This is a genomic window from Pseudomonas sp. MF09150 (genome assembly GCF_059862355.1).
The window spans coordinates 68,774-84,716 of sequence record NZ_JCBCUS010000003.1; the positions used below are offsets into that span (position 1 = coordinate 68,774).

Here is a 15,943-nt window from a genome sequence, read left to right on the forward strand (position 1 = left end):
TCCGCACTGGCTGTTAACAAGCAACCTAATAACTGTCAATTTATGCATAAATGGTAGCCCGACAATACAACCCGCACAAAAAGAAGAACATGCATGAAACTAGGAATTCATGCAGCAACCCCACAGGACAACCCGCAACAAACAAAGCGTTTTCAGCACGAAAAACAAAGACCAAAGGTGAAAAAGCACTTATGTACTTATGTATTTACGCAGACATAAATTCAAAAAAACGTGCTTTCGCTAATTCGTTAATTCGCTATTTCCATAAATCAAAAAACACAAAAACGCTAATGCGCTAATACGTATCACCGCTAACAATGTGCAATACCATCGCACCGAGTTATTTCGACCAAAACCACGCACGCCGCCATACCAGCAGGGGCTTCCATGGTATGCACGAACCGTGTAGGTTGGTTTTATTAGAAGTTTTTCAGCCACACCCTTACTTGAAAATATTATTTGACAATCTAATTTTCAAATCCGTAAAGTGCGCCGTATCTGACCTGAAAAACATGGAGCCATTAAAATGGACGAGCGCACCATTACAACTACCCGAGACATCATAGAAGAGGTAGCCAAAGTTATAATTTCGCTAAGTGTATCGGTGGGCGCAAGGCCATTAAATGATGAAGAAAGCGGCGGAGTTGTGGCGACCATGATCTGGAGTCATGGCCGTTTATTGGAATGTTCCAGGGATTTAGGAGGTGTATTCCATCAGGCTGGCAAAGAACTTAGCTGATCGAATAGCTGCTGCTGCTTGGAAATAGGAAGTTCGCGTAGTCGGTCGAAAATCAACTGGTCGACCGACGATGCCGAAGGACGCAAGGGGTGTGAATAGCTAAGGTTCATCACAAAAGAGTGCCCGCAAAGCGGGTTGAGGCACTGGCAATACAACTTGGCATACTCAACAGACATATTCTCCCGTGATCCAATCAGAGCTTTACCGCCACAGTCCCTGCAAACAATCCGCATTGCATCCATCCCCCAAGGTGTACGTATGCACACTATTGTGCCACATCTGTAGTGGCACACTCTCGAAAACGGTTTCGCATCAAACAGTTGCGGCGGGTGCCGGCGCCTCGATCCAAGCAATCCGCCGATCTTCCCGCAACGTATCGTTGAGCTGGTTGAACAGCTGACAAATCGGCCTGATTTCGTTGCTGGTGTAGACCCGATCGATCTTTTCGATATCGCCAAAGCCCCCGCTGTTTTCCGGAATGATCCCGGCCAGTGCTGGGTTCATGCGCCATGCAGCGATTACATCATTGCGGGTGATGTTCTTGACCTTCTCTAGCTCGTCCTTGGCCTGGAAGTCACCCACGGGGATGATCTGGATTGCCTTCTCTGTGCCCCCCGGGATGTTCACGAACATCGATCTGAAGTTGCCCACGCCCTTACTGGCGCTGATCTGGTCCCGCAGGTTGTCTTCGTCCTCTTCCGACAGGTTCGCGTCGTTGGTATAGAAGATGTAGCCCGCGTGTGCCCCGTTGCTGTAGTAGCGCCGGCGGAACAAGGTCGCCGCTTCATTGAGCAACAGCGACTGCAGGCCGCCCAGGTAGTCGGGGATGCCATAGATGTTCTGTTCCACGTCGTAGTTCATGACGTGCTCGATCTCGTCCTGGTCGAACTCCTCTTCTTTGCCGTCCTTGCGCAGCATCACAAACCCGCCATCCACCTTTACCCGCATGTTGATCGCCGGCAGGTGCTCCAGCTCCAGCACTTGTCCGAAGGCGTTGGAGTGGCGCAGTAAATACGCCTCGCCGAACACCACGAAATCCAGGAAGGCACGGCCTGCAGTGGCGACCCCACAGCCTAGGGACGGGATGAACTCACGCAGCAGCAGGTTGCGTTTGAATCCTGGAATGGCGCCGTGGTGAGCGTTGGCGCGCAGCAGTTTGGCCAGGCCTTGGCGGGACACCGGCGGGGTGTAGATCCGTCCGTTGTCGCTGGCGAAGACGCCCAGGTACTGCCCGATGTTCTCGGTCAGTACCTGCTCCGGTGCTCCGAACGAAAAGGCCCGCGTGGGCCGTGGTGCCGGAGTTACCTGGTGCTCTTTTTTTGTGTTGGCCATTACCTGATCCGCTGAGTGCATAGCGGCTGCGCCGCTGCTTGTTGGTGTTGAGGGGTTCATGGGCCAGGGCATGCATGATTGCCCAGGCCACGTCGGCGTGGCCGGTGGCGTCGGTGCGCGATGCGCTGTAAGTCACTTGGCCGCTGTTGGTGGTGCCGCGCTTGATTGTCAGGAACGCCTGGGCGATGTCGTTCCAGCCGGCGTCCCACTCAATCCGGCTGCCCGTGATCGTGTCCTGGGCCTTGAGTACCAGCGTGTTCTTGGCCTCAAGGCTGTAGTGAATAGCCGTTGCACGCGGGTAGAAGTCGCGCACCAGGTCATACACGCCGTACCCAATGCCGGTGGTATCGATGCCGATGTGTTGAACGTTGAAACGCTCGGTGAGCTTCTTGACCTGGGCGGCCTGGTACGTGAACGAATGCCCACGCCAGCTGTGCTTTTCCAAGATCCGGAACTTGGCCCCGGGTTCCAACGGTGGCGCGATGACCACACAGGTGGCGTCGTCGCGCGTGCGGCTGGGGTCATACCCAAGCCAAACCGGGCTATTGCCAAAGGGCCGCTCATGGTCGGGGTCGAAGTCGGTCCACAACGACTGATCGGAATAGCAACGCTCCAGGTCGGCTAGGGAAAAGGCGCTCATCGTGCTGTCGATGAATTTGCACATGAACAACTGCTGAAACTTGTCCTCGTCGTACTCCAGCTGCAGCTGCTCGAGGTCGAACAGATCGCAGCCACCGGCGATGGCGTCGAGGATGGTGATGACCTTGCGCCATTGGCCATCCGGGCACAGCGTGCCAGCCGCAGCTTGGGCCTCGCTGGGCCACGGATCCTTGGCGTTTTTTCGTTTGCTGTTGCGGAATTTTTCGCCGGTCCAGAACGGGTACGCCTGGTGCGACACGGCGCTGGGCGTTGAAAAGTAGGTCTTGCGCCACTTCTTGTGGGTGGCCATGGCGCTGGCGACGGTGTTCAGCTTCTCGAAGTCGCGGATCCAGAAGTACTCGTCGACGTAGACGTGGCCATGGTGACCCTGGGCGGTGCTGCTGTTGGTGCTGAGAAAACGCAACTCGGCCCACGGCTTGCCGTCTTTGCTGAGCACAATCGGGTTGCCCGTCAGCTCCAGGCCAAACCACTCCTGGGCAAACGAGATGATGTAGCTGCGGAAAATCTCGGACTGGGCGCGGCTGGCCGACAGGAATATCTGGTTGTCACCGGTCAGCACGGCGTCCATGAACGCTTCGCCGGCGAAGTAATACGTCAGGCCGACCTGGCGGCTTTTAAGGATGTTGCGGATCCGCGCTGTCAGCGGGTTTTGTTTCGCGGCGAACAGCTCTTTCTGATAGCCGTACATCTTGCTTATGAACTTGTCGAGAAAGTCGACCTCGGTCAGCTCGCTGACGTCGTTCTTCACCTTCTTTTCGCGCTTCTTGCCACCTTTGTCGCCGCGCGCTCGGCGATCACCACGCGGCCGATCGCCGCCGTCCTGGTGCTCAGCAGTTGGTTCCCCGATCGGAGCCGGCGCTGGCTTTTGACATTGCTTAGCCAGGCGCTCGCGAAGGGTCGTGAGACGGTCCAGCTCGTTCAACTCGTCCTTGGTCAGCGTGTTCGGCTTTTCCAGCAACAAGGTGATACGGCGGCTGACAGCGGTCAGCGGCTCCTCATCCGTGAGCATGTCCTCCCAGCCGCCTTGGCGGATCCAGTAATAGACGATCCGGATGTTGGGCAGGTTGAGTTGCGCCTGAATTTCCTTGGCCTTGTGGCGGCGTAGAAATAGGCGTTTGGCGGCTTCTTTGACTTCGGCTGAATAGAACATGGGCCGCAGTCTATGCGGCGAAAACGCGGGAAACGCGGGGTTAAATTCCGCCTTCTTCCTAGATTGTGAATCTAGGAGAAGCGCGGATTTGAATCGTTTGTTTGGGCCTGGATCGCTCCCTATCGTGGCGGCTCATTCAACCGATTGAGCGCAGTTAACGCCCATGCCCCGTTCCCTTGTTTCGTTCTGGAAACGCGTCGCCACCAGCGGCCTGACCGCCGATGGTCGCGAGATTCTGGCCCAGGATCTGCGCGACATCGCCGAGACCTATAAGTCGTCTTTCTATACCGCTGTGATCTGGTGCGACCACGAACGCTGGCCTGGCTCCCATGGCACCGTTTACGCGGTTCGTTTGCTCGAAGAGGGCGACGATCTGCAACCAGGTGAGGTTGCGCTTGAGGCGCAGTTGAAGCCAAACGACCAACTGCTCTACCTCAATGATCGCGGCCAGAAGCTGTTCACCAGCATCGAGATCACCCCGAACTTCCGAGGCACGGGCAAAGCGTACCTGACCGGCCTGGGCGTCACCGACGAACCCGCAAGCGTCGGCACCCAGGAACTGTACTTTTCGAACCGCTCCAACAAGACCGCCTATTACGCCGCTTCGGTGGCAATCGGCTCGTTCCGTGACGCCCAGCCCCAGGGTGAGATCGGCCGGCTCGCGTCCATGTTCACGCGCCTGTTCAAGCACTTCGGCCTCGAAGAAGCCCCCGCAACCCCGCAAACCCCAACCGAGAGCAAACCCCCAATGGATGAAGCTACAGCCAAGGCGCTGCAGGCACTGCTGGAGCAGCTGTTGCTCGTTGCTGCCGGCATTCAAGCAGTGATCGAGCCGGCCACCGCCGAGATCGAAGAGCCCGATCAAACTCCAATCGACGATGTTGAAGCCGCCGTTGCCGGCATTGTTGAACAGGCCGAGGCCGATCGTGAGTTTGCCCGCAAAGGCAACACCGACAAGCGTCTGGCCAATATCGAAAACCTGCTGACCAAGGCTTTCAGCACCGTCAAAACCCGCCAGGTGGCGCGCACCACCGGCCCAGCCGGTCCTGCCAAGAAGCGGGTGGTCTGACATGAGCAAAGCACTGTCCAATCACGCGTTGAATCAATACTGCCTGCTGCGCCTGGCGATCGCCGAGGCGTACAGCGTCGACGACGCCAGCCAGCAGTTCAGCGTTGAGCCGTCCGTAGCCCAGGAACTCAACGACAAAATCACCGAGAAATCGGACTTTCTGGGCCGCATCAACGTAATCGGCGTATCCGAGGTCAAGGGCGAAAAGGTCATGCTCGGCGTGTCCGGCCCGGTGACCAGCCGTACCAACACCAAGACCACCGACCGCGAAGCCCGCGACGTTTCGGGCCTTGATAAGCACGGTTACGAGCTGTTCCCGACCGAGTCTGACGTGGGCCTGCCCTACGCTAAGATCGATGCATGGGCGAAGTTTCCCGACTTTGCCGAGCGCTACGCTGCAGCTGTTCAACGGCAGATTGCCCTGGACCGCATCATGATCGGCTGGCACGGCACCCACGCGGCCCCGCAAACCGACCTGACCGCCTTTCCAATGCTCCAGGACGTGAACAAGGGCTGGTTGCAGATCGCTCGCGAACAGATCCCGGCACAGGTGCTCAAGGAAGGCAAAGCGGCCGGAAAAATCACCCTCGGCGTCGGCGGCGACTACGCCAACCTTGACTCCCTGGTGCATGACGTCAAACAGATGATCGACCCGGTCCACCGCGATGCCGGCGACCTGATTGCGATCATCGGCAGCGACCTGCTGGCCCATGACAAGGGCAAGTTGTACGCCAAACAGGGCGACACCCCGACCGAGAAAGAACGCATTGAAGGCGCCCAGGTGATTGCCACCTATGGCGGTCTGCCCAGCTTCATCATTCCGTTCTTCCCGGTGGACGCTGTCACGGTCACCAGTTGGGACAACCTCTCGATCTATTTTCAGGACAGCAGCTGGCGCCGCCAGTTGATCGAGAACCCGAAACGCTCGCGCACCGAAGATTACAACAGCCGCAACGAGGGCTATGTGATCGAGCAACTGGAGAAGTTCGCGGCTGCCGAAAACGTGGAAGTGCTGCCAACGCCGGTGCCCGCGCCATGAGCCTGGCCCTGGCGCACAAGCGCCGGCTCTTGGCCTTGGGGCCGGAGTTAGCCGCCGCTCAAACGGTGGTGGCTTACTCCGCCGATACGGCCCTGGCCAGCCCGGCGAACGCTCAAAAGCACCTGCAGTTGATGATGTCGGCGCTGGCCGGTGATCTGGAGCGCGTGAGCGCGATCAACAGCCGCGACGACCGCCAGAAGCTCAAGCGCGACGAGTTGTTGCCCAAATACCTGGAGTACGTGACGCGCTACCGCGACAGTGGCCTGAACTACCCCAACCCGGTGGTGATGCAGGTCCTGGTGTGGTTGTTCGACACCGTCCAGTTTGAGCAGGGCCTGGAGCTGGCCAACTTCGCCATGGAGCAAGGCCAGGCCATGCCGGAGCGCTTCAACCGCGACGTGCCGACCTTCGTGGCAGACGAGCTGATCGACTGGGCCGAGGCCGAACACAAAGCCGGCCGCAGCCCTGAGCCTTATGTCTCCAACCTGCTGACGTGGGTCGACGGTCGCTGGGATCTGTTCGAGCGCATCCCGGCTCGCTACCACAAGTTGCTTGGCATCTTGGCCATTGAAGCCAAGGACTGGGCGAAAGCAGTCACCCACTTTGAGCGTGCCACCGAGCTTTACAAGGAGATCGGCGTAGGGACGCGCCTGGACGGCGCTCGTAAGGCACTTGCAAAACAACTGGCCCAACCGGCCACCGAGTAACCGACTACCCCCCCAGCGGGGAACTGTGGACGTGAGTCGACCATTTATGGCCAGCCCTACGAGAAACAGTTTCCCCGCCCTATTTGAGTGCCCAGCGATGAGCTTTTCCGGTAACCCCACCACCTTTGTGGAACAGCAGATCGAGAACGACGGCTTCTGGCCCGACCTCTCGCTGTCGCAGTTTCAGAAGGCCTATCGCCTTCCTGGGGAGTACCTGGTGGAAACGCTGATCGATGGTTTGACCACCGCTATGGTCGAGGTCAACACCGACCTGGCCAAGTGCAAAGCCAAATGGCAAGACGCCGGCGTCGACAATGTGAGCACCGCGGATTCGCGTCTGTTGCAAGAGCGCACATTCAAGGTCGCGACCTATCACCGAGCCGTCTACTGCCGCGCCAAAGCCAACCTGCTGACCCAGTTCGCCACGATTACGCGGCGTGATATCGCCGAGAACCTAGGCAAGGAACTGCCTGAGCGTGGCGAAACCTTCCTGGAGTTCAGCCAGCAGGCTGTGCGCTCCCTGCAGGGCCGTGGCCGTATCACGGCGGTGCTGCTGTGAACAAATTGCGCGCCCTGACCAAGTTCTTGATCGATCGACGCCTGGTTATGCCTGAGCAGATCGACAGCTGGGCCGAGGCGTTCAACCTGGACCTGATCTGGAAGCCCACCACCAAGGGCCTGCACATGGGCGACATGCGCTATCGCGCTGTCCTGGTGATCGAGCGCTTTGCTGCAAACCCCGCGCTGCTGATGGCTCTTGTGGGCAGTTGGCTGGAAACCCAGGATCCGGATCGCGACGACGACCTGCCGGCGCCGCTGTTCAACATCGAGCAGCTGGATAACGACGGAGCCGACGTCGAGCTGACCCTGGAATTCATCGAGCCCCAGCACCTGGCCGAAGACCCTGATGGCCTGGTCGAGGCGTTCGGCAAGACGTGGGGCCTGGTCGACTTTGACCTGTGGACGGCCGAGCAGGGCGAGGTGCGCAGCCATGGCGCCTAGCCCACTGGCAACCGACATCCGGGGCTTGCTCGATGTGAATGGGCAACTGGCCCTGCTGAACCTGAAGCCGCAGTTACGCCGGCGTCTGCTGAACAACGTCACCAAGCGCGTGCGCAGCATGAGCCGCAAGCGGATCCGCGAGCAGAAGAACCTGGACGGCTCGCCCTTTGAGGCCCGCAAGGGCTCGGCCAAGGGCAAAAAGAAGATGGAAGCCGGCCTGGGCAAGCTGCTGCAGGTGACCCGTGTCAGCGCTGACGAAGCCGCGTTGGGCTGGCGTAACGCGTTGACCAGTTATGTCGCCGCCCAGCAGCACAACGGCGCGTCGGAGCGGCGTACCGCTGCCCAGATGCGCCAGTTAAGCCGCGTGCCGGATGGCCAGCCCTCGACCGTGTTGCAAGCCAAGCGCCTGCGCAAGCTGGGATTCAAGGTGCACCAGCCGGGCAAAAAGGGCCGTACGCGGCCGGCTGTGGCCTGGATTCAGACAAACATCGGGTACGCCCAGGCGGGCCTGCTGATTCGCATTCTTTCAAACGGAAACGCCGAAAGCACCGGTGCACAGAGCTGGGAAATCACCCTGCCTAAGCGCCAGTTCCTCGGCAGCAGCGATCAGGAAACCAGCGCGCTGGTGACCCTGGTACTGCAACAAATCCTCAATTCACCCAGCTAACGAGGCACTGCATGGCACTCGGCAAAGTCAGCGTTCATAACCTCAACCTCGGCCAGGGCGCCGTGACCGAGATCGAGCGCTATTTCCTGATCATCGGTCCCGGCGCCAAGAACGTCGGCCAGTTGATCCCCTTGAACACCGACAGCGACCTGGACGTGATGCTGGGCATTCCCGACAGCGACCTGAAAACCCAAGTCAAAGCCGCAAGCCAGAACGGCGGCGACCGTTGGGCGTGCATTGCGGCCCCGATCGCTGCAGACGGCGAGTGGACCGACGCCCTGGGAAAAGCCCAGCAACAAGGCTTTTCAGTCGAAGCGGTGCTGCTGACCAAACCGGTCACCAGCGGCGCCGAGCTGTCGGCGATGCATGACGAGGTCGTGACCATTGGCAACACCTACGGCCGTCGTTTGTTCGTGATGGCTGCCGTTGCCGGCATCACTGCCCAGCAGACCTGGTCGGAATATCTGGGGGAGTGCAAGGCGATCACCAAAGACCTTTCCGCGCCGCGTGTCCTGGTCGTGCCTCAGTTGCATGGCAACAACCTGGGCGTGCTGGCCGGTCGCCTGGCCAACGCCGGCGTGAGCATTGCTGACAGCCCGATGCGCGTGGCCACGGGCGCCGTGTTGGGCCTGGGCCCCACGCCTGTGGACAAGGAAGGCATCCCATTGCCGACCGCGATCCTGTCGGAGCTGGACACCGCCCGTTATTCGGTCCCGCAGACCTACGCCGATTACCCGGGCGTGTTCTGGGGCGACGGCAACATGCTGGATGCCCCGGGCAGCGACTACCTGGTGATCGAGTACCTGCGCCTCGCTGATAAGGCCGCTCGCCAGATCCGGCCGCTGCTGATTCGTCGTGTCGCCGATCGGCGCCTGAACAATTCGCCAGCGAGCATGGCCGCCGCTGTCAGCACCTTTATGGCTCCCCTGCGCGCCATGGCGAAGTCCGCGACCTTTGCCGGCCAAGTGTTCCCGGGCGAGATCGAGTCGCCCAAGGACGGCGACGTCGTCCTGGTCTGGAAGAGCAAAACCAGCGTTGAGCTGTTCCTGAAAATCAAACCCCTCAACTGCCCGAAAGACCTCACGGCGAACATCGCCCTGGACCTTTCCACTGACGATTCGGAGTAACCCCCCATGTCCCGTATTGGCGGCAAAAACTTCGACATCGCCCTGGGGGATCTCCAGGCGCATGTCGAGAGCTGCACCTTGGATATCACCGATAACACCGCCGTGGCGCAATCGCGGGGCGTGCCTGACGGCTACGTCGACGGCGACGTAGCGGCCAGCGGTGAATTCGAGTTCGACACCAACAATTTCAACCTGCTGATCGAGGCCGCCCGTTCCGCCGGCAGCTTCCGCCAGTTGGAACCCTTCGACGTGGTGTTCTTCGCCCAGGCGGGCCAGGAAGAACTGCGCATTGAGGCCTTCGGCTGCAAGTTGAAGGTGGCCAGCTTGCTCAGCGTGGACCCCAAGGGCGGCGAAAAGACCAAGCACAAGGTGCCGTTCGACGTCACCAGTCCGGACTTTATCCGTGTGAACGGCGTGCCGTACCTGGCTGCCGCCGAGATCGAGGGCCTGCGCTGATGTCTTGCCCGTTCGACCGCGCCCAGGCCCTGGAGCAACGCCAGCGTGACCAGGCGATTGCCGCCCAACTCGCCCTGACGCGTCCGGACGGGCCGAGCCTGACCCATTGCGAGGACTGCGATAAGCCGATCCCCGAGAAGCGCCAGGCACTGGGGGGCATGACCCGCTGCGTGCCTTGCCAAACCCTACTTGAGCAAGGAAAGCGCCGATGACAGATTCAGTAGCCAACGATCCGGTGCGCCTGCTGGAGCGCGATATGGCGGTGTTTAAGCACCGCCTGGTCAGCTTGGAAAGGCACCACGAGTCGGTCCCGACCCGCGTCACCAAGCTGGAACAACAGTTTGAACACATGTCTGGCCAGCTGTCCGAACTCAACCAGGGCCAGCAAAAGCTGACCATCGTTGTGTCCGACATTGGCAAGAAGATCACCTGGGCCCTTGCCATTGCCAGCACCCTCTGGGCGATCCTGCAGATGGTCGGCCCGACCCTATTGCGGGCGGTGTTTCCATGAGCCTGCGCAAAAAGATCGCCGCCGGCGTCATCGTCCTGGCCAGCGCGCCGTTGCTCGCGTTCCTGGGCAAGTGGGAAGGCAATGGCCAGAACATCGTCTACGCCGATCGATTGGCTCGCGGGCTGGCCACGGTGTGCAAGGGCATCACCCGTTACACCAGTCCTTACCCGTTGGTGATTGGTGACTATTGGTCGCCGCAGCGCTGCGCCGAGGTGGAGCAACTGGTGGTCGAGAAAGGCCAATTGGCGCTTGCTGACTGCCTCACCAATCAGCAGATCGGCCAGAACACCTTCGACGCGCTGACCAGCCATAGCCACAACTTTGGCGTGCCCAGCACCTGCGCCAGTCGTGCCGTGGGCCTGATCAACGCCGGCCGCATCGCCGAGGGCTGTAAAGCCCTGGCCTGGGGCCCCGATGGCAAAACCCCGGTCTGGGCGTCTGTAACCGATGCCCTGGGCCGCAAACAGTTCGTTCGCGGGCTGCATGCGCGCCGGTTGGCCGAAGCGGCGATGTGCTCGGAGGGTCTGTGATGCTGCGCGAGATCCTGTTTCCGCTGCTGGTGTGCCTGGCGGCCTTTATCGGATTCGAGATCCTGGAAGGCCAGCGCGACACCGCCCGCGCCGAACGTGACACCGCCCAGGACGAGGTGGCCAGCCTGCGCGAAGCGGCCCGAGTCAGCGCCGAAAAGCTGGCTGCCCGTGACGAAATCGACCGTGTCCGTACCCAGGAACTGAACCATGCACGTACTGAAAACCTCGACCTGCGCCGCGCTGTTGACGCTGGCCGTCAGCGGTTGCGCATCGCCGCCACCTGCAGCGCCGCAGTGTCCACCGACGCCGACGCCGGCGGCCTGGCTGATGCAGGCACCGCCGAACTCGCAGCAGACGCTCGACCGGATTATTTCACCCTCAGAGATCAGCTTGCCCTGAGCAAGCAAATGATCCTGGGCCTGCAGGACCACGTGCGCCGGGTTTGCCTGCGCTGACGGGCACCACGGCCACTACTTTTAACCATTGAACGGAGCATCACCCATGAGCATCAACAGCCGCGAAATCACCCTGGAAGTAGGCGAAAAAGACTTCAGCTTCACCCTGTCGCCCCAGGACGTGACCAAGTACTTCAACGCCATGACCGCGACCAACAAGGTCGCGCCGTCTCACAACCTGCTGAGCACCACCGTCAACCAGGAACAACGCGCAGGCCTGCGTGAGGTGCTGGTCAACCCGGTGATGACCATGCAGATCGCCGGCGCGCTCCTCGAGGAGTACGCGCCTGACGTTGAGATCATCGTAAAAAAGCCCTCGAACACGCTGACCGCCTGACCGAGGACGGCCTGGGCCAGTTGCTGGCCCTGACCCAACGCTGGCTGCCTGGTGCTGAGCCCTCTATCGAGAACATGGGCACCGCGCAGTGGCTGGAAACTGAGCACTGGCGACGCATGGAAATTGCCGTGGCAAACGGCATTGCCCATGCGTTGAACGGATAAAAGAACATGGCAAACAGCGCTCACCTGGAGTTCATCCTGGCCCTGACCGACAAGGTCACCGGGCCTTTGGGCAAGGTGAAAAAGGGCTTTTCCGACCTGGCCGAACAGGGCGAAAAGAACATCAAGACCATGGGTATGGGTCTGGCCGGCATGACCGGTGCTTTCGTCGGCATCAACCAGTCGTTGCAGCCCGCCCTGGAGATGAACCGCGCCCTGGGCGAAGTTCGATCGCTGGGCGTGGCCGAGGACGCGTTGACCTCGCTCAACCAAAAAGCCCTGGAGTTCTCCGTAGCCTACGGCGAGAACGCCCGGGACTTTGTCGCTTCGGCGACCACCATCGAGGGCGCCATTAAGGGCCTCACCGGCAACCAACTGGCGATGTTCACCAACACCAGCGACGTGCTGGCCAAGGCCACCCGGGCGGACGCCGAAACGATGGGGCAGTACGTCGGCACCATGTACAACCTGTTCAAGGGCCAGGCGGATGCCATGGGCAAAACCGAGTGGGTCGAGAAGCTGGGCGGGCAAACGGCCTTGGCCGCGCAGTTGTTCCGCACGGACGGCGCGCAGCTCAAAGACGCATTCAAGGAAGTGGGGGCCATTGCCGCCGCCGGCGGCGTCAACATCGCCGAGCAGTTCGCGGTGATCGGCACGCTCAGCAGCACCATGGAAGGCGGCGATGCCGGTGGGCGTTATAAGGCCTTCTTTGAAAACCTCGGCGCTGCGTCCGAAAAGCTGGGCATGAAGTTCACCGATGACCAGGACCGCGTTCTGCCAATGCTCGACATCATGGACAAGCTCCAGGGCAAGTTCGGTGATCTGACCAGCGCATCGGCGGCCAACAAGCTGGTGGAGGCTTTCGGCGGCGAAGGCGCCCAGGTACTGGGCGCGCTCGCGAAGGACTCCGATCGCTTGCGCAACGGCCTGGATAAGTTGGGCAAGGTGCGCGGCCTGGAGGAAGCGGAGAAGATGGCCAAGGCCATGGTCGACCCGTGGCAGCAGTTCGCGGCCGCTGTCGAGGCGCTGCGCATTGCCTTCGGCCAGGCGTTGATTCCGATCCTGACGCCCCTGATGGCCAAGCTGACCAGCATCGCCGGTAGGCTGACCCGCTGGACCCAACTGTTCCCGAACATTACCCGGGTGATCGGCATTACCACCCTGAGCATCCTGGCGATCATCGCCACCATGTCCTTGCTGACCTTCACCGTGGGCGCCTGCCGGATGGCCTGGCTGGCCATCGTCACCGTGTGGAAAGTGGTGCAGATGATCAACCTGCGCACCATTGCCGGCTTTCTCCTGCAGGTGGCGGTGATCGGGGCGTACGTCGCCGCACTGACCTTGCTCTACACCGCCATGGGCATCATTCGCGTGGCCATGATGCTGTGGCAGGGCGTGATCTGGTTGGTCAACGTGGCACTGACCGCCAACCCGATCGGCGCGGTGGTGATGGGCATTGCTGCCCTGGTCGCGATCGTGATCGCCGCCGTCTACTACTGGGACGAGTGGACCGCCGCCCTGACCAACAGCGAGGCGTTCAAGTGGGTGCTCGAGCAGCTGCAGGGGCTGACCAATTGGTTCAACTCCATGGGCGGTTGGGCCGGCATGGCCAAGGGCGCGTGGGATGGAATCGTGGGCATCTTTCAGGGTGCGATCAACAGCCTGATCGAGATGATCAACAAGATCCCCGGGGTAAACATCGAGGCCCGCCTGGGTGACATGCCGAAGATCCCCGGCGCCGAGCAAGCGGTGAACGCGGCCGATGTGGCCAGCGCTTCGCAGAAAGCCCAACAGACCATCAGCGGCGCCATTCCAAGCCTGTCGCCGGCGCGGCCTAACGCGGTGCCCCCGGGCGGCCTGCTGACCAGCATTCAGAACAACAACAGCAGCCAGAACAAGGGCACCCGCGTGGAGAACGTGAACATCCACACCGGCAAGGCCATGACCCCGCTGGAGCTGGAAAACATGATGGCCATGTCGGTGGGCGGATGAGCGACTACATAGACCTTTGGATCGTCGACAACGACCTGGTGCTGGATCCGTCCCGCCAGCCGTTGCTGATCGAGGACCGGGCCAGCATCGCCCAGGACATCGCTCACATGATCCGCGACAGCGGGTTGCTGGTGACCCTGGTCGCCGAACGTGACCGCCTCCGGCAGCGCGACTGCATCCAGCAGCTGGAGCTGCTGGTGGAGGCCGACGAACGCCTGGTGCCGGGCACCGCCCTTATCACCCAGCTGGAGCCAGGCCAGTACCTGGTCACGGCTACCACCCTGCAATTTGGCAACATTGAGGTGACGTTGTGAGCGACGTAGATTTTAAACAGGCGCTGAGTGACGCCGGCATCCCGACCACCGAGGCCGCCCTGCGCCAGGCCTGGGAGGTCGAGGTGGCGGCCCAGGGCTGCAAACTGAACAACACCAGTACCTATTCACCGTTCTGGCGTGTAGTCACCGCCCTGGTGACCAAGCCTGTGCTGTGGATCCTCGACTTTTTTGTCAGCACCGTGCTGCCTAACTTTTTCGTCAAGACCGCCGGCGGCGCCTGGCTGGATATGCTGGCCTGGGCGGTGAACGTCGAGCGCAAAGGTGCGACCAAGGCCCAGGGCGTGCTGCTGTTCACCCGCATGAACGCCGGCGGCGCCCTGGTCGTGCCCGCCGGAACCCTGATCCAGTCGGCCGCGATCAACGGCCACGTGTACCAGCTCGTCACCACCGTGGCCGGGGCTTTCACCGACGGGCTGATGCAGCTGGAAATCCCGGTGCAGGCCACGGACACAGGATCCGGCTACAACCTGGCCCCGGGTTATTACGCGATTCTGCCAGTCCCGGTACCGGGAATTGCCCAGGTGGTGAACAACGACGGTTGGTTGATTGCACCAGGTGCAGATCCTGAGGCCAACGACGAGCTGCGTTTGCGCACCCGCAACCAGTTCTCGGCGGTCAACCAGTGGCACACCGACGCGGTCTATCGGGCCATGATCTCGGCCTTCCCGGGCGTGCGGCCGGATGGCGTCTACTTCGAACACGGCGCGCCGCGTGGGCCAGGCAGTGCCAACGCCTTTGTGCTGTTTGAAGCCGGTGTGCCGGCGGCGACGTACCTGGCGCAGATCAACGCCCATATCCGCGACCAGGGCAACCATGGCCACGGCGACGACCTGCTGGTGATGGTAATGCCGGAAACCTTCCACGCGCTGCAGGTGGAGATCTGGCCGCGCTCAACCGTCACCGTCGAACAGCGGCAAAAGCTCCAGGACGAGGCCGAGCAGTTCATTCGTGCGGCGTTCCGCGAGAGCACGGCCAGCGACTACCAGCCGACGCTGACTTATCCACAGTCGCGGTTTTCCTTTAGCCGCCTGGCCGAGGAGCTGCACCAGCAGTTCGCCGGCATCGAGTCGCTGCATTTTGCCACCGACGACATTCTGGCCGAGCTGAACATTCCGCGAATCGAGAGCCTGCAGGTGGTGCTGCATGATTAAGCTCGAGCTGAAATTCTGGCTGGCCGGCACCGAGCTGACCAAGCTCAAACAGGCCACCCAGGCCTGGTGGGAAAAAGTAGAGGGCTGGCTGCGCTGGCCCTTGTTGCAGATGGATGCTGACACCTGCCACCTGGTCGTGCTCGACCTGCTGGCCTGGCAGCGCGACATCAGCCGCTTTAAGGGCGAGCCCGAGGGCCTTTACCGGCTTCGGGTCAAGTACGCCTTTATCAACGCCGTGGACGCCGGCAGCACCGCCGGCATGAAACGCATTCTGGAGCGCCTCGGCGTCGGCTACGTCGAGATCGAAGAGCGCCAACCCGACCGTGACTGGGATGTGGTGCTGCTGCGTTTCTCCGACTCCCAGCTGTCGCAGAACCCCGAGCTGCTGCGCGTGCTGATTCAGCAATACGGCCGCACCTGCCGGCGTTACGACTTCTCGACCATCACCCCGGTGCGCCTGTCGGCCGCCATCGTTCACTTCAATGACGACCAGCAAACGCTGGTCGCCAGCCTGTAGGAGCCC

22 protein-coding genes are annotated in these 15,943 nt (G+C 61.0%); 19 read left to right on the forward strand and 3 right to left on the reverse strand.

The features are described 5' to 3' along the window. Nucleotides 1-526: 526 nt before the first annotated feature. Entirely contained in the window at nucleotides 527-739 is a 213-nt protein-coding gene (locus AC19YX_RS13150; RefSeq protein ID WP_500606405.1) for a hypothetical protein, read from the forward strand. On the opposite strand, the gene AC19YX_RS13155 is transcribed toward AC19YX_RS13150, so the two are convergent. From AC19YX_RS13155 to AC19YX_RS13165, 3 genes are all read right to left on the reverse strand, one after another. Beyond that, entirely contained in the window at nucleotides 715-972 is a 258-nt protein-coding gene (locus AC19YX_RS13155) for an ogr/Delta-like zinc finger family protein (RefSeq protein ID WP_500606406.1), read from the reverse strand. The genes AC19YX_RS13150 and AC19YX_RS13155 overlap by 25 nt on opposite strands. Nucleotides 973-1,051: 79 nt before the next feature. Next, on the reverse strand, nucleotides 1,052-1,918 hold the full coding sequence (locus AC19YX_RS13160) for a phage portal protein (protein ID WP_500606407.1): 867 nt from the start codon (nucleotides 1,916-1,918) through the stop codon (nucleotides 1,052-1,054). After that, complete coding sequence (locus AC19YX_RS13165; protein WP_500606408.1) at nucleotides 1,830-3,881, reverse strand: terminase large subunit domain-containing protein; 2,052 nt, start codon at nucleotides 3,879-3,881, stop codon at nucleotides 1,830-1,832. Before AC19YX_RS13165 ends, AC19YX_RS13160 begins: the two co-directional genes overlap by 89 nt. A 163-nt stretch (nucleotides 3,882-4,044) precedes the next feature. Here AC19YX_RS13165 and AC19YX_RS13170 point away from each other — a divergent pair, with 163 nt between their 5' ends. The 18 genes from AC19YX_RS13170 to AC19YX_RS13255 all read left to right on the forward strand — a co-directional run bounded on the left by AC19YX_RS13170 (nucleotide 4,045) and on the right by AC19YX_RS13255 (nucleotide 15,937). Beyond that, the gene (locus AC19YX_RS13170; protein ID WP_500606409.1) at nucleotides 4,045-4,950 is read left to right on the forward strand and encodes a GPO family capsid scaffolding protein; all 906 of its coding nucleotides are present in this window, start codon (nucleotides 4,045-4,047) and stop codon (nucleotides 4,948-4,950) included. A gap of 1 nt (nucleotide 4,951) precedes the next feature. Beyond that, nucleotides 4,952-5,989 (forward strand): phage major capsid protein, P2 family, encoded by a 1,038-nt coding sequence (locus AC19YX_RS13175; protein ID WP_500606410.1) that lies wholly within the window; start codon nucleotides 4,952-4,954, stop codon nucleotides 5,987-5,989. Then, nucleotides 5,986-6,696, forward strand: a complete 711-nt coding sequence (gene gpM, locus AC19YX_RS13180) for a phage terminase small subunit (protein WP_500606411.1) — start codon at nucleotides 5,986-5,988, stop codon at nucleotides 6,694-6,696. Before AC19YX_RS13175 ends, gpM begins: the two co-directional genes overlap by 4 nt. 97 nt (nucleotides 6,697-6,793) lie before the next feature. After that, the gene (locus AC19YX_RS13185) at nucleotides 6,794-7,255 is read left to right on the forward strand and encodes a head completion/stabilization protein (protein ID WP_500606412.1); all 462 of its coding nucleotides are present in this window, start codon (nucleotides 6,794-6,796) and stop codon (nucleotides 7,253-7,255) included. Next, nucleotides 7,252-7,698 (forward strand): phage tail protein, encoded by a 447-nt coding sequence (locus AC19YX_RS13190; RefSeq protein ID WP_194237423.1) that lies wholly within the window; start codon nucleotides 7,252-7,254, stop codon nucleotides 7,696-7,698. The genes AC19YX_RS13185 and AC19YX_RS13190 overlap by 4 nt, the downstream gene beginning before the upstream one ends. Then, nucleotides 7,688-8,365, forward strand: a complete 678-nt coding sequence (locus AC19YX_RS13195) for a phage virion morphogenesis family protein (protein ID WP_500606413.1) — start codon at nucleotides 7,688-7,690, stop codon at nucleotides 8,363-8,365. The genes AC19YX_RS13190 and AC19YX_RS13195 overlap by 11 nt, the downstream gene beginning before the upstream one ends. A gap of 11 nt (nucleotides 8,366-8,376) precedes the next feature. After that, nucleotides 8,377-9,492, forward strand: a complete 1,116-nt coding sequence (locus AC19YX_RS13200; protein WP_500606414.1) for a DUF2586 domain-containing protein — start codon at nucleotides 8,377-8,379, stop codon at nucleotides 9,490-9,492. 6 nt (nucleotides 9,493-9,498) lie between these two features. Continuing rightward, the gene (locus AC19YX_RS13205) at nucleotides 9,499-9,948 is read left to right on the forward strand and encodes a phage protein (RefSeq protein WP_194237420.1); all 450 of its coding nucleotides are present in this window, start codon (nucleotides 9,499-9,501) and stop codon (nucleotides 9,946-9,948) included. Beyond that, on the forward strand, nucleotides 9,948-10,160 hold the full coding sequence (locus AC19YX_RS13210; protein ID WP_500606415.1) for a TraR/DksA family transcriptional regulator: 213 nt from the start codon (nucleotides 9,948-9,950) through the stop codon (nucleotides 10,158-10,160). Before AC19YX_RS13205 ends, AC19YX_RS13210 begins: the two co-directional genes overlap by 1 nt. Beyond that, complete coding sequence (locus AC19YX_RS13215; RefSeq protein ID WP_228102279.1) at nucleotides 10,157-10,459, forward strand: hypothetical protein; 303 nt, start codon at nucleotides 10,157-10,159, stop codon at nucleotides 10,457-10,459. Before AC19YX_RS13210 ends, AC19YX_RS13215 begins: the two co-directional genes overlap by 4 nt. Next, a complete protein-coding gene (locus AC19YX_RS13220) occupies nucleotides 10,456-10,989 on the forward strand; it encodes a lysozyme (protein ID WP_500606416.1) in 534 nt (177 codons plus the stop codon). Before AC19YX_RS13215 ends, AC19YX_RS13220 begins: the two co-directional genes overlap by 4 nt. After that, nucleotides 10,989-11,444, forward strand: coding sequence for a lysis system i-spanin subunit Rz (locus AC19YX_RS13225; protein ID WP_500606417.1), 456 nt, complete (start codon nucleotides 10,989-10,991; stop codon nucleotides 11,442-11,444). Before AC19YX_RS13220 ends, AC19YX_RS13225 begins: the two co-directional genes overlap by 1 nt. A gap of 46 nt (nucleotides 11,445-11,490) precedes the next feature. Continuing rightward, nucleotides 11,491-11,781, forward strand: a complete 291-nt coding sequence (locus tag AC19YX_RS13230) for a putative phage tail assembly chaperone (protein WP_194237417.1) — start codon at nucleotides 11,491-11,493, stop codon at nucleotides 11,779-11,781. A gap of 20 nt (nucleotides 11,782-11,801) precedes the next feature. Then, nucleotides 11,802-11,945: a DUF6890 family protein gene (locus AC19YX_RS13235; protein WP_500606418.1), complete on the forward strand. Its 144-nt coding sequence runs from the start codon at nucleotides 11,802-11,804 to the stop codon at nucleotides 11,943-11,945. Nucleotides 11,946-11,951: 6 nt separating this feature from the next. Then, a complete protein-coding gene (locus AC19YX_RS13240; RefSeq protein WP_500606419.1) occupies nucleotides 11,952-13,934 on the forward strand; it encodes a phage tail tape measure protein in 1,983 nt (660 codons plus the stop codon). Further along, the gene (locus AC19YX_RS13245; protein ID WP_194237415.1) at nucleotides 13,931-14,248 is read left to right on the forward strand and encodes a DUF2590 family protein; all 318 of its coding nucleotides are present in this window, start codon (nucleotides 13,931-13,933) and stop codon (nucleotides 14,246-14,248) included. The genes AC19YX_RS13240 and AC19YX_RS13245 overlap by 4 nt, the downstream gene beginning before the upstream one ends. After that, nucleotides 14,245-15,420, forward strand: a complete 1,176-nt coding sequence (locus AC19YX_RS13250) for a baseplate J/gp47 family protein (protein WP_194237414.1) — start codon at nucleotides 14,245-14,247, stop codon at nucleotides 15,418-15,420. Before AC19YX_RS13245 ends, AC19YX_RS13250 begins: the two co-directional genes overlap by 4 nt. Further along, nucleotides 15,413-15,937 carry a phage tail protein gene (locus tag AC19YX_RS13255; RefSeq protein ID WP_500606420.1) on the forward strand — a complete coding sequence of 175 codons (525 nt, stop codon included), beginning with the start codon at nucleotides 15,413-15,415 and terminating at the stop codon, nucleotides 15,935-15,937. Before AC19YX_RS13250 ends, AC19YX_RS13255 begins: the two co-directional genes overlap by 8 nt. Nucleotides 15,938-15,943: the final 6 nt, after the last annotated feature.

Coding starts and splice junctions, on each gene's coding strand:
- AC19YX_RS13150 (WP_500606405.1), top strand. CDS start 527: ATGGACGAGCGCACCATTACAACTACCCGAGACATCATAGAAGAGGTA.
- AC19YX_RS13155 (WP_500606406.1), bottom strand. CDS start 972: ATGCGGATTGTTTGCAGGGACTGTGGCGGTAAAGCTCTGATTGGATCA.
- AC19YX_RS13165 (WP_500606408.1), bottom strand. CDS start 3,881: ATGTTCTATTCAGCCGAAGTCAAAGAAGCCGCCAAACGCCTATTTCTA.
- AC19YX_RS13170 (WP_500606409.1), top strand. CDS start 4,045: ATGCCCCGTTCCCTTGTTTCGTTCTGGAAACGCGTCGCCACCAGCGGC.
- AC19YX_RS13175 (WP_500606410.1), top strand. CDS start 4,952: ATGAGCAAAGCACTGTCCAATCACGCGTTGAATCAATACTGCCTGCTG.
- gpM (WP_500606411.1), top strand. CDS start 5,986: ATGAGCCTGGCCCTGGCGCACAAGCGCCGGCTCTTGGCCTTGGGGCCG.
- AC19YX_RS13185 (WP_500606412.1), top strand. CDS start 6,794: ATGAGCTTTTCCGGTAACCCCACCACCTTTGTGGAACAGCAGATCGAG.
- AC19YX_RS13195 (WP_500606413.1), top strand. CDS start 7,688: ATGGCGCCTAGCCCACTGGCAACCGACATCCGGGGCTTGCTCGATGTG.
- AC19YX_RS13200 (WP_500606414.1), top strand. CDS start 8,377: ATGGCACTCGGCAAAGTCAGCGTTCATAACCTCAACCTCGGCCAGGGC.
- AC19YX_RS13205 (WP_194237420.1), top strand. CDS start 9,499: ATGTCCCGTATTGGCGGCAAAAACTTCGACATCGCCCTGGGGGATCTC.
- AC19YX_RS13210 (WP_500606415.1), top strand. CDS start 9,948: ATGTCTTGCCCGTTCGACCGCGCCCAGGCCCTGGAGCAACGCCAGCGT.
- AC19YX_RS13215 (WP_228102279.1), top strand. CDS start 10,157: ATGACAGATTCAGTAGCCAACGATCCGGTGCGCCTGCTGGAGCGCGAT.
- AC19YX_RS13220 (WP_500606416.1), top strand. CDS start 10,456: ATGAGCCTGCGCAAAAAGATCGCCGCCGGCGTCATCGTCCTGGCCAGC.
- AC19YX_RS13225 (WP_500606417.1), top strand. CDS start 10,989: ATGCTGCGCGAGATCCTGTTTCCGCTGCTGGTGTGCCTGGCGGCCTTT.
- AC19YX_RS13230 (WP_194237417.1), top strand. CDS start 11,491: ATGAGCATCAACAGCCGCGAAATCACCCTGGAAGTAGGCGAAAAAGAC.
- AC19YX_RS13240 (WP_500606419.1), top strand. CDS start 11,952: ATGGCAAACAGCGCTCACCTGGAGTTCATCCTGGCCCTGACCGACAAG.
- AC19YX_RS13245 (WP_194237415.1), top strand. CDS start 13,931: ATGAGCGACTACATAGACCTTTGGATCGTCGACAACGACCTGGTGCTG.
- AC19YX_RS13255 (WP_500606420.1), top strand. CDS start 15,413: ATGATTAAGCTCGAGCTGAAATTCTGGCTGGCCGGCACCGAGCTGACC.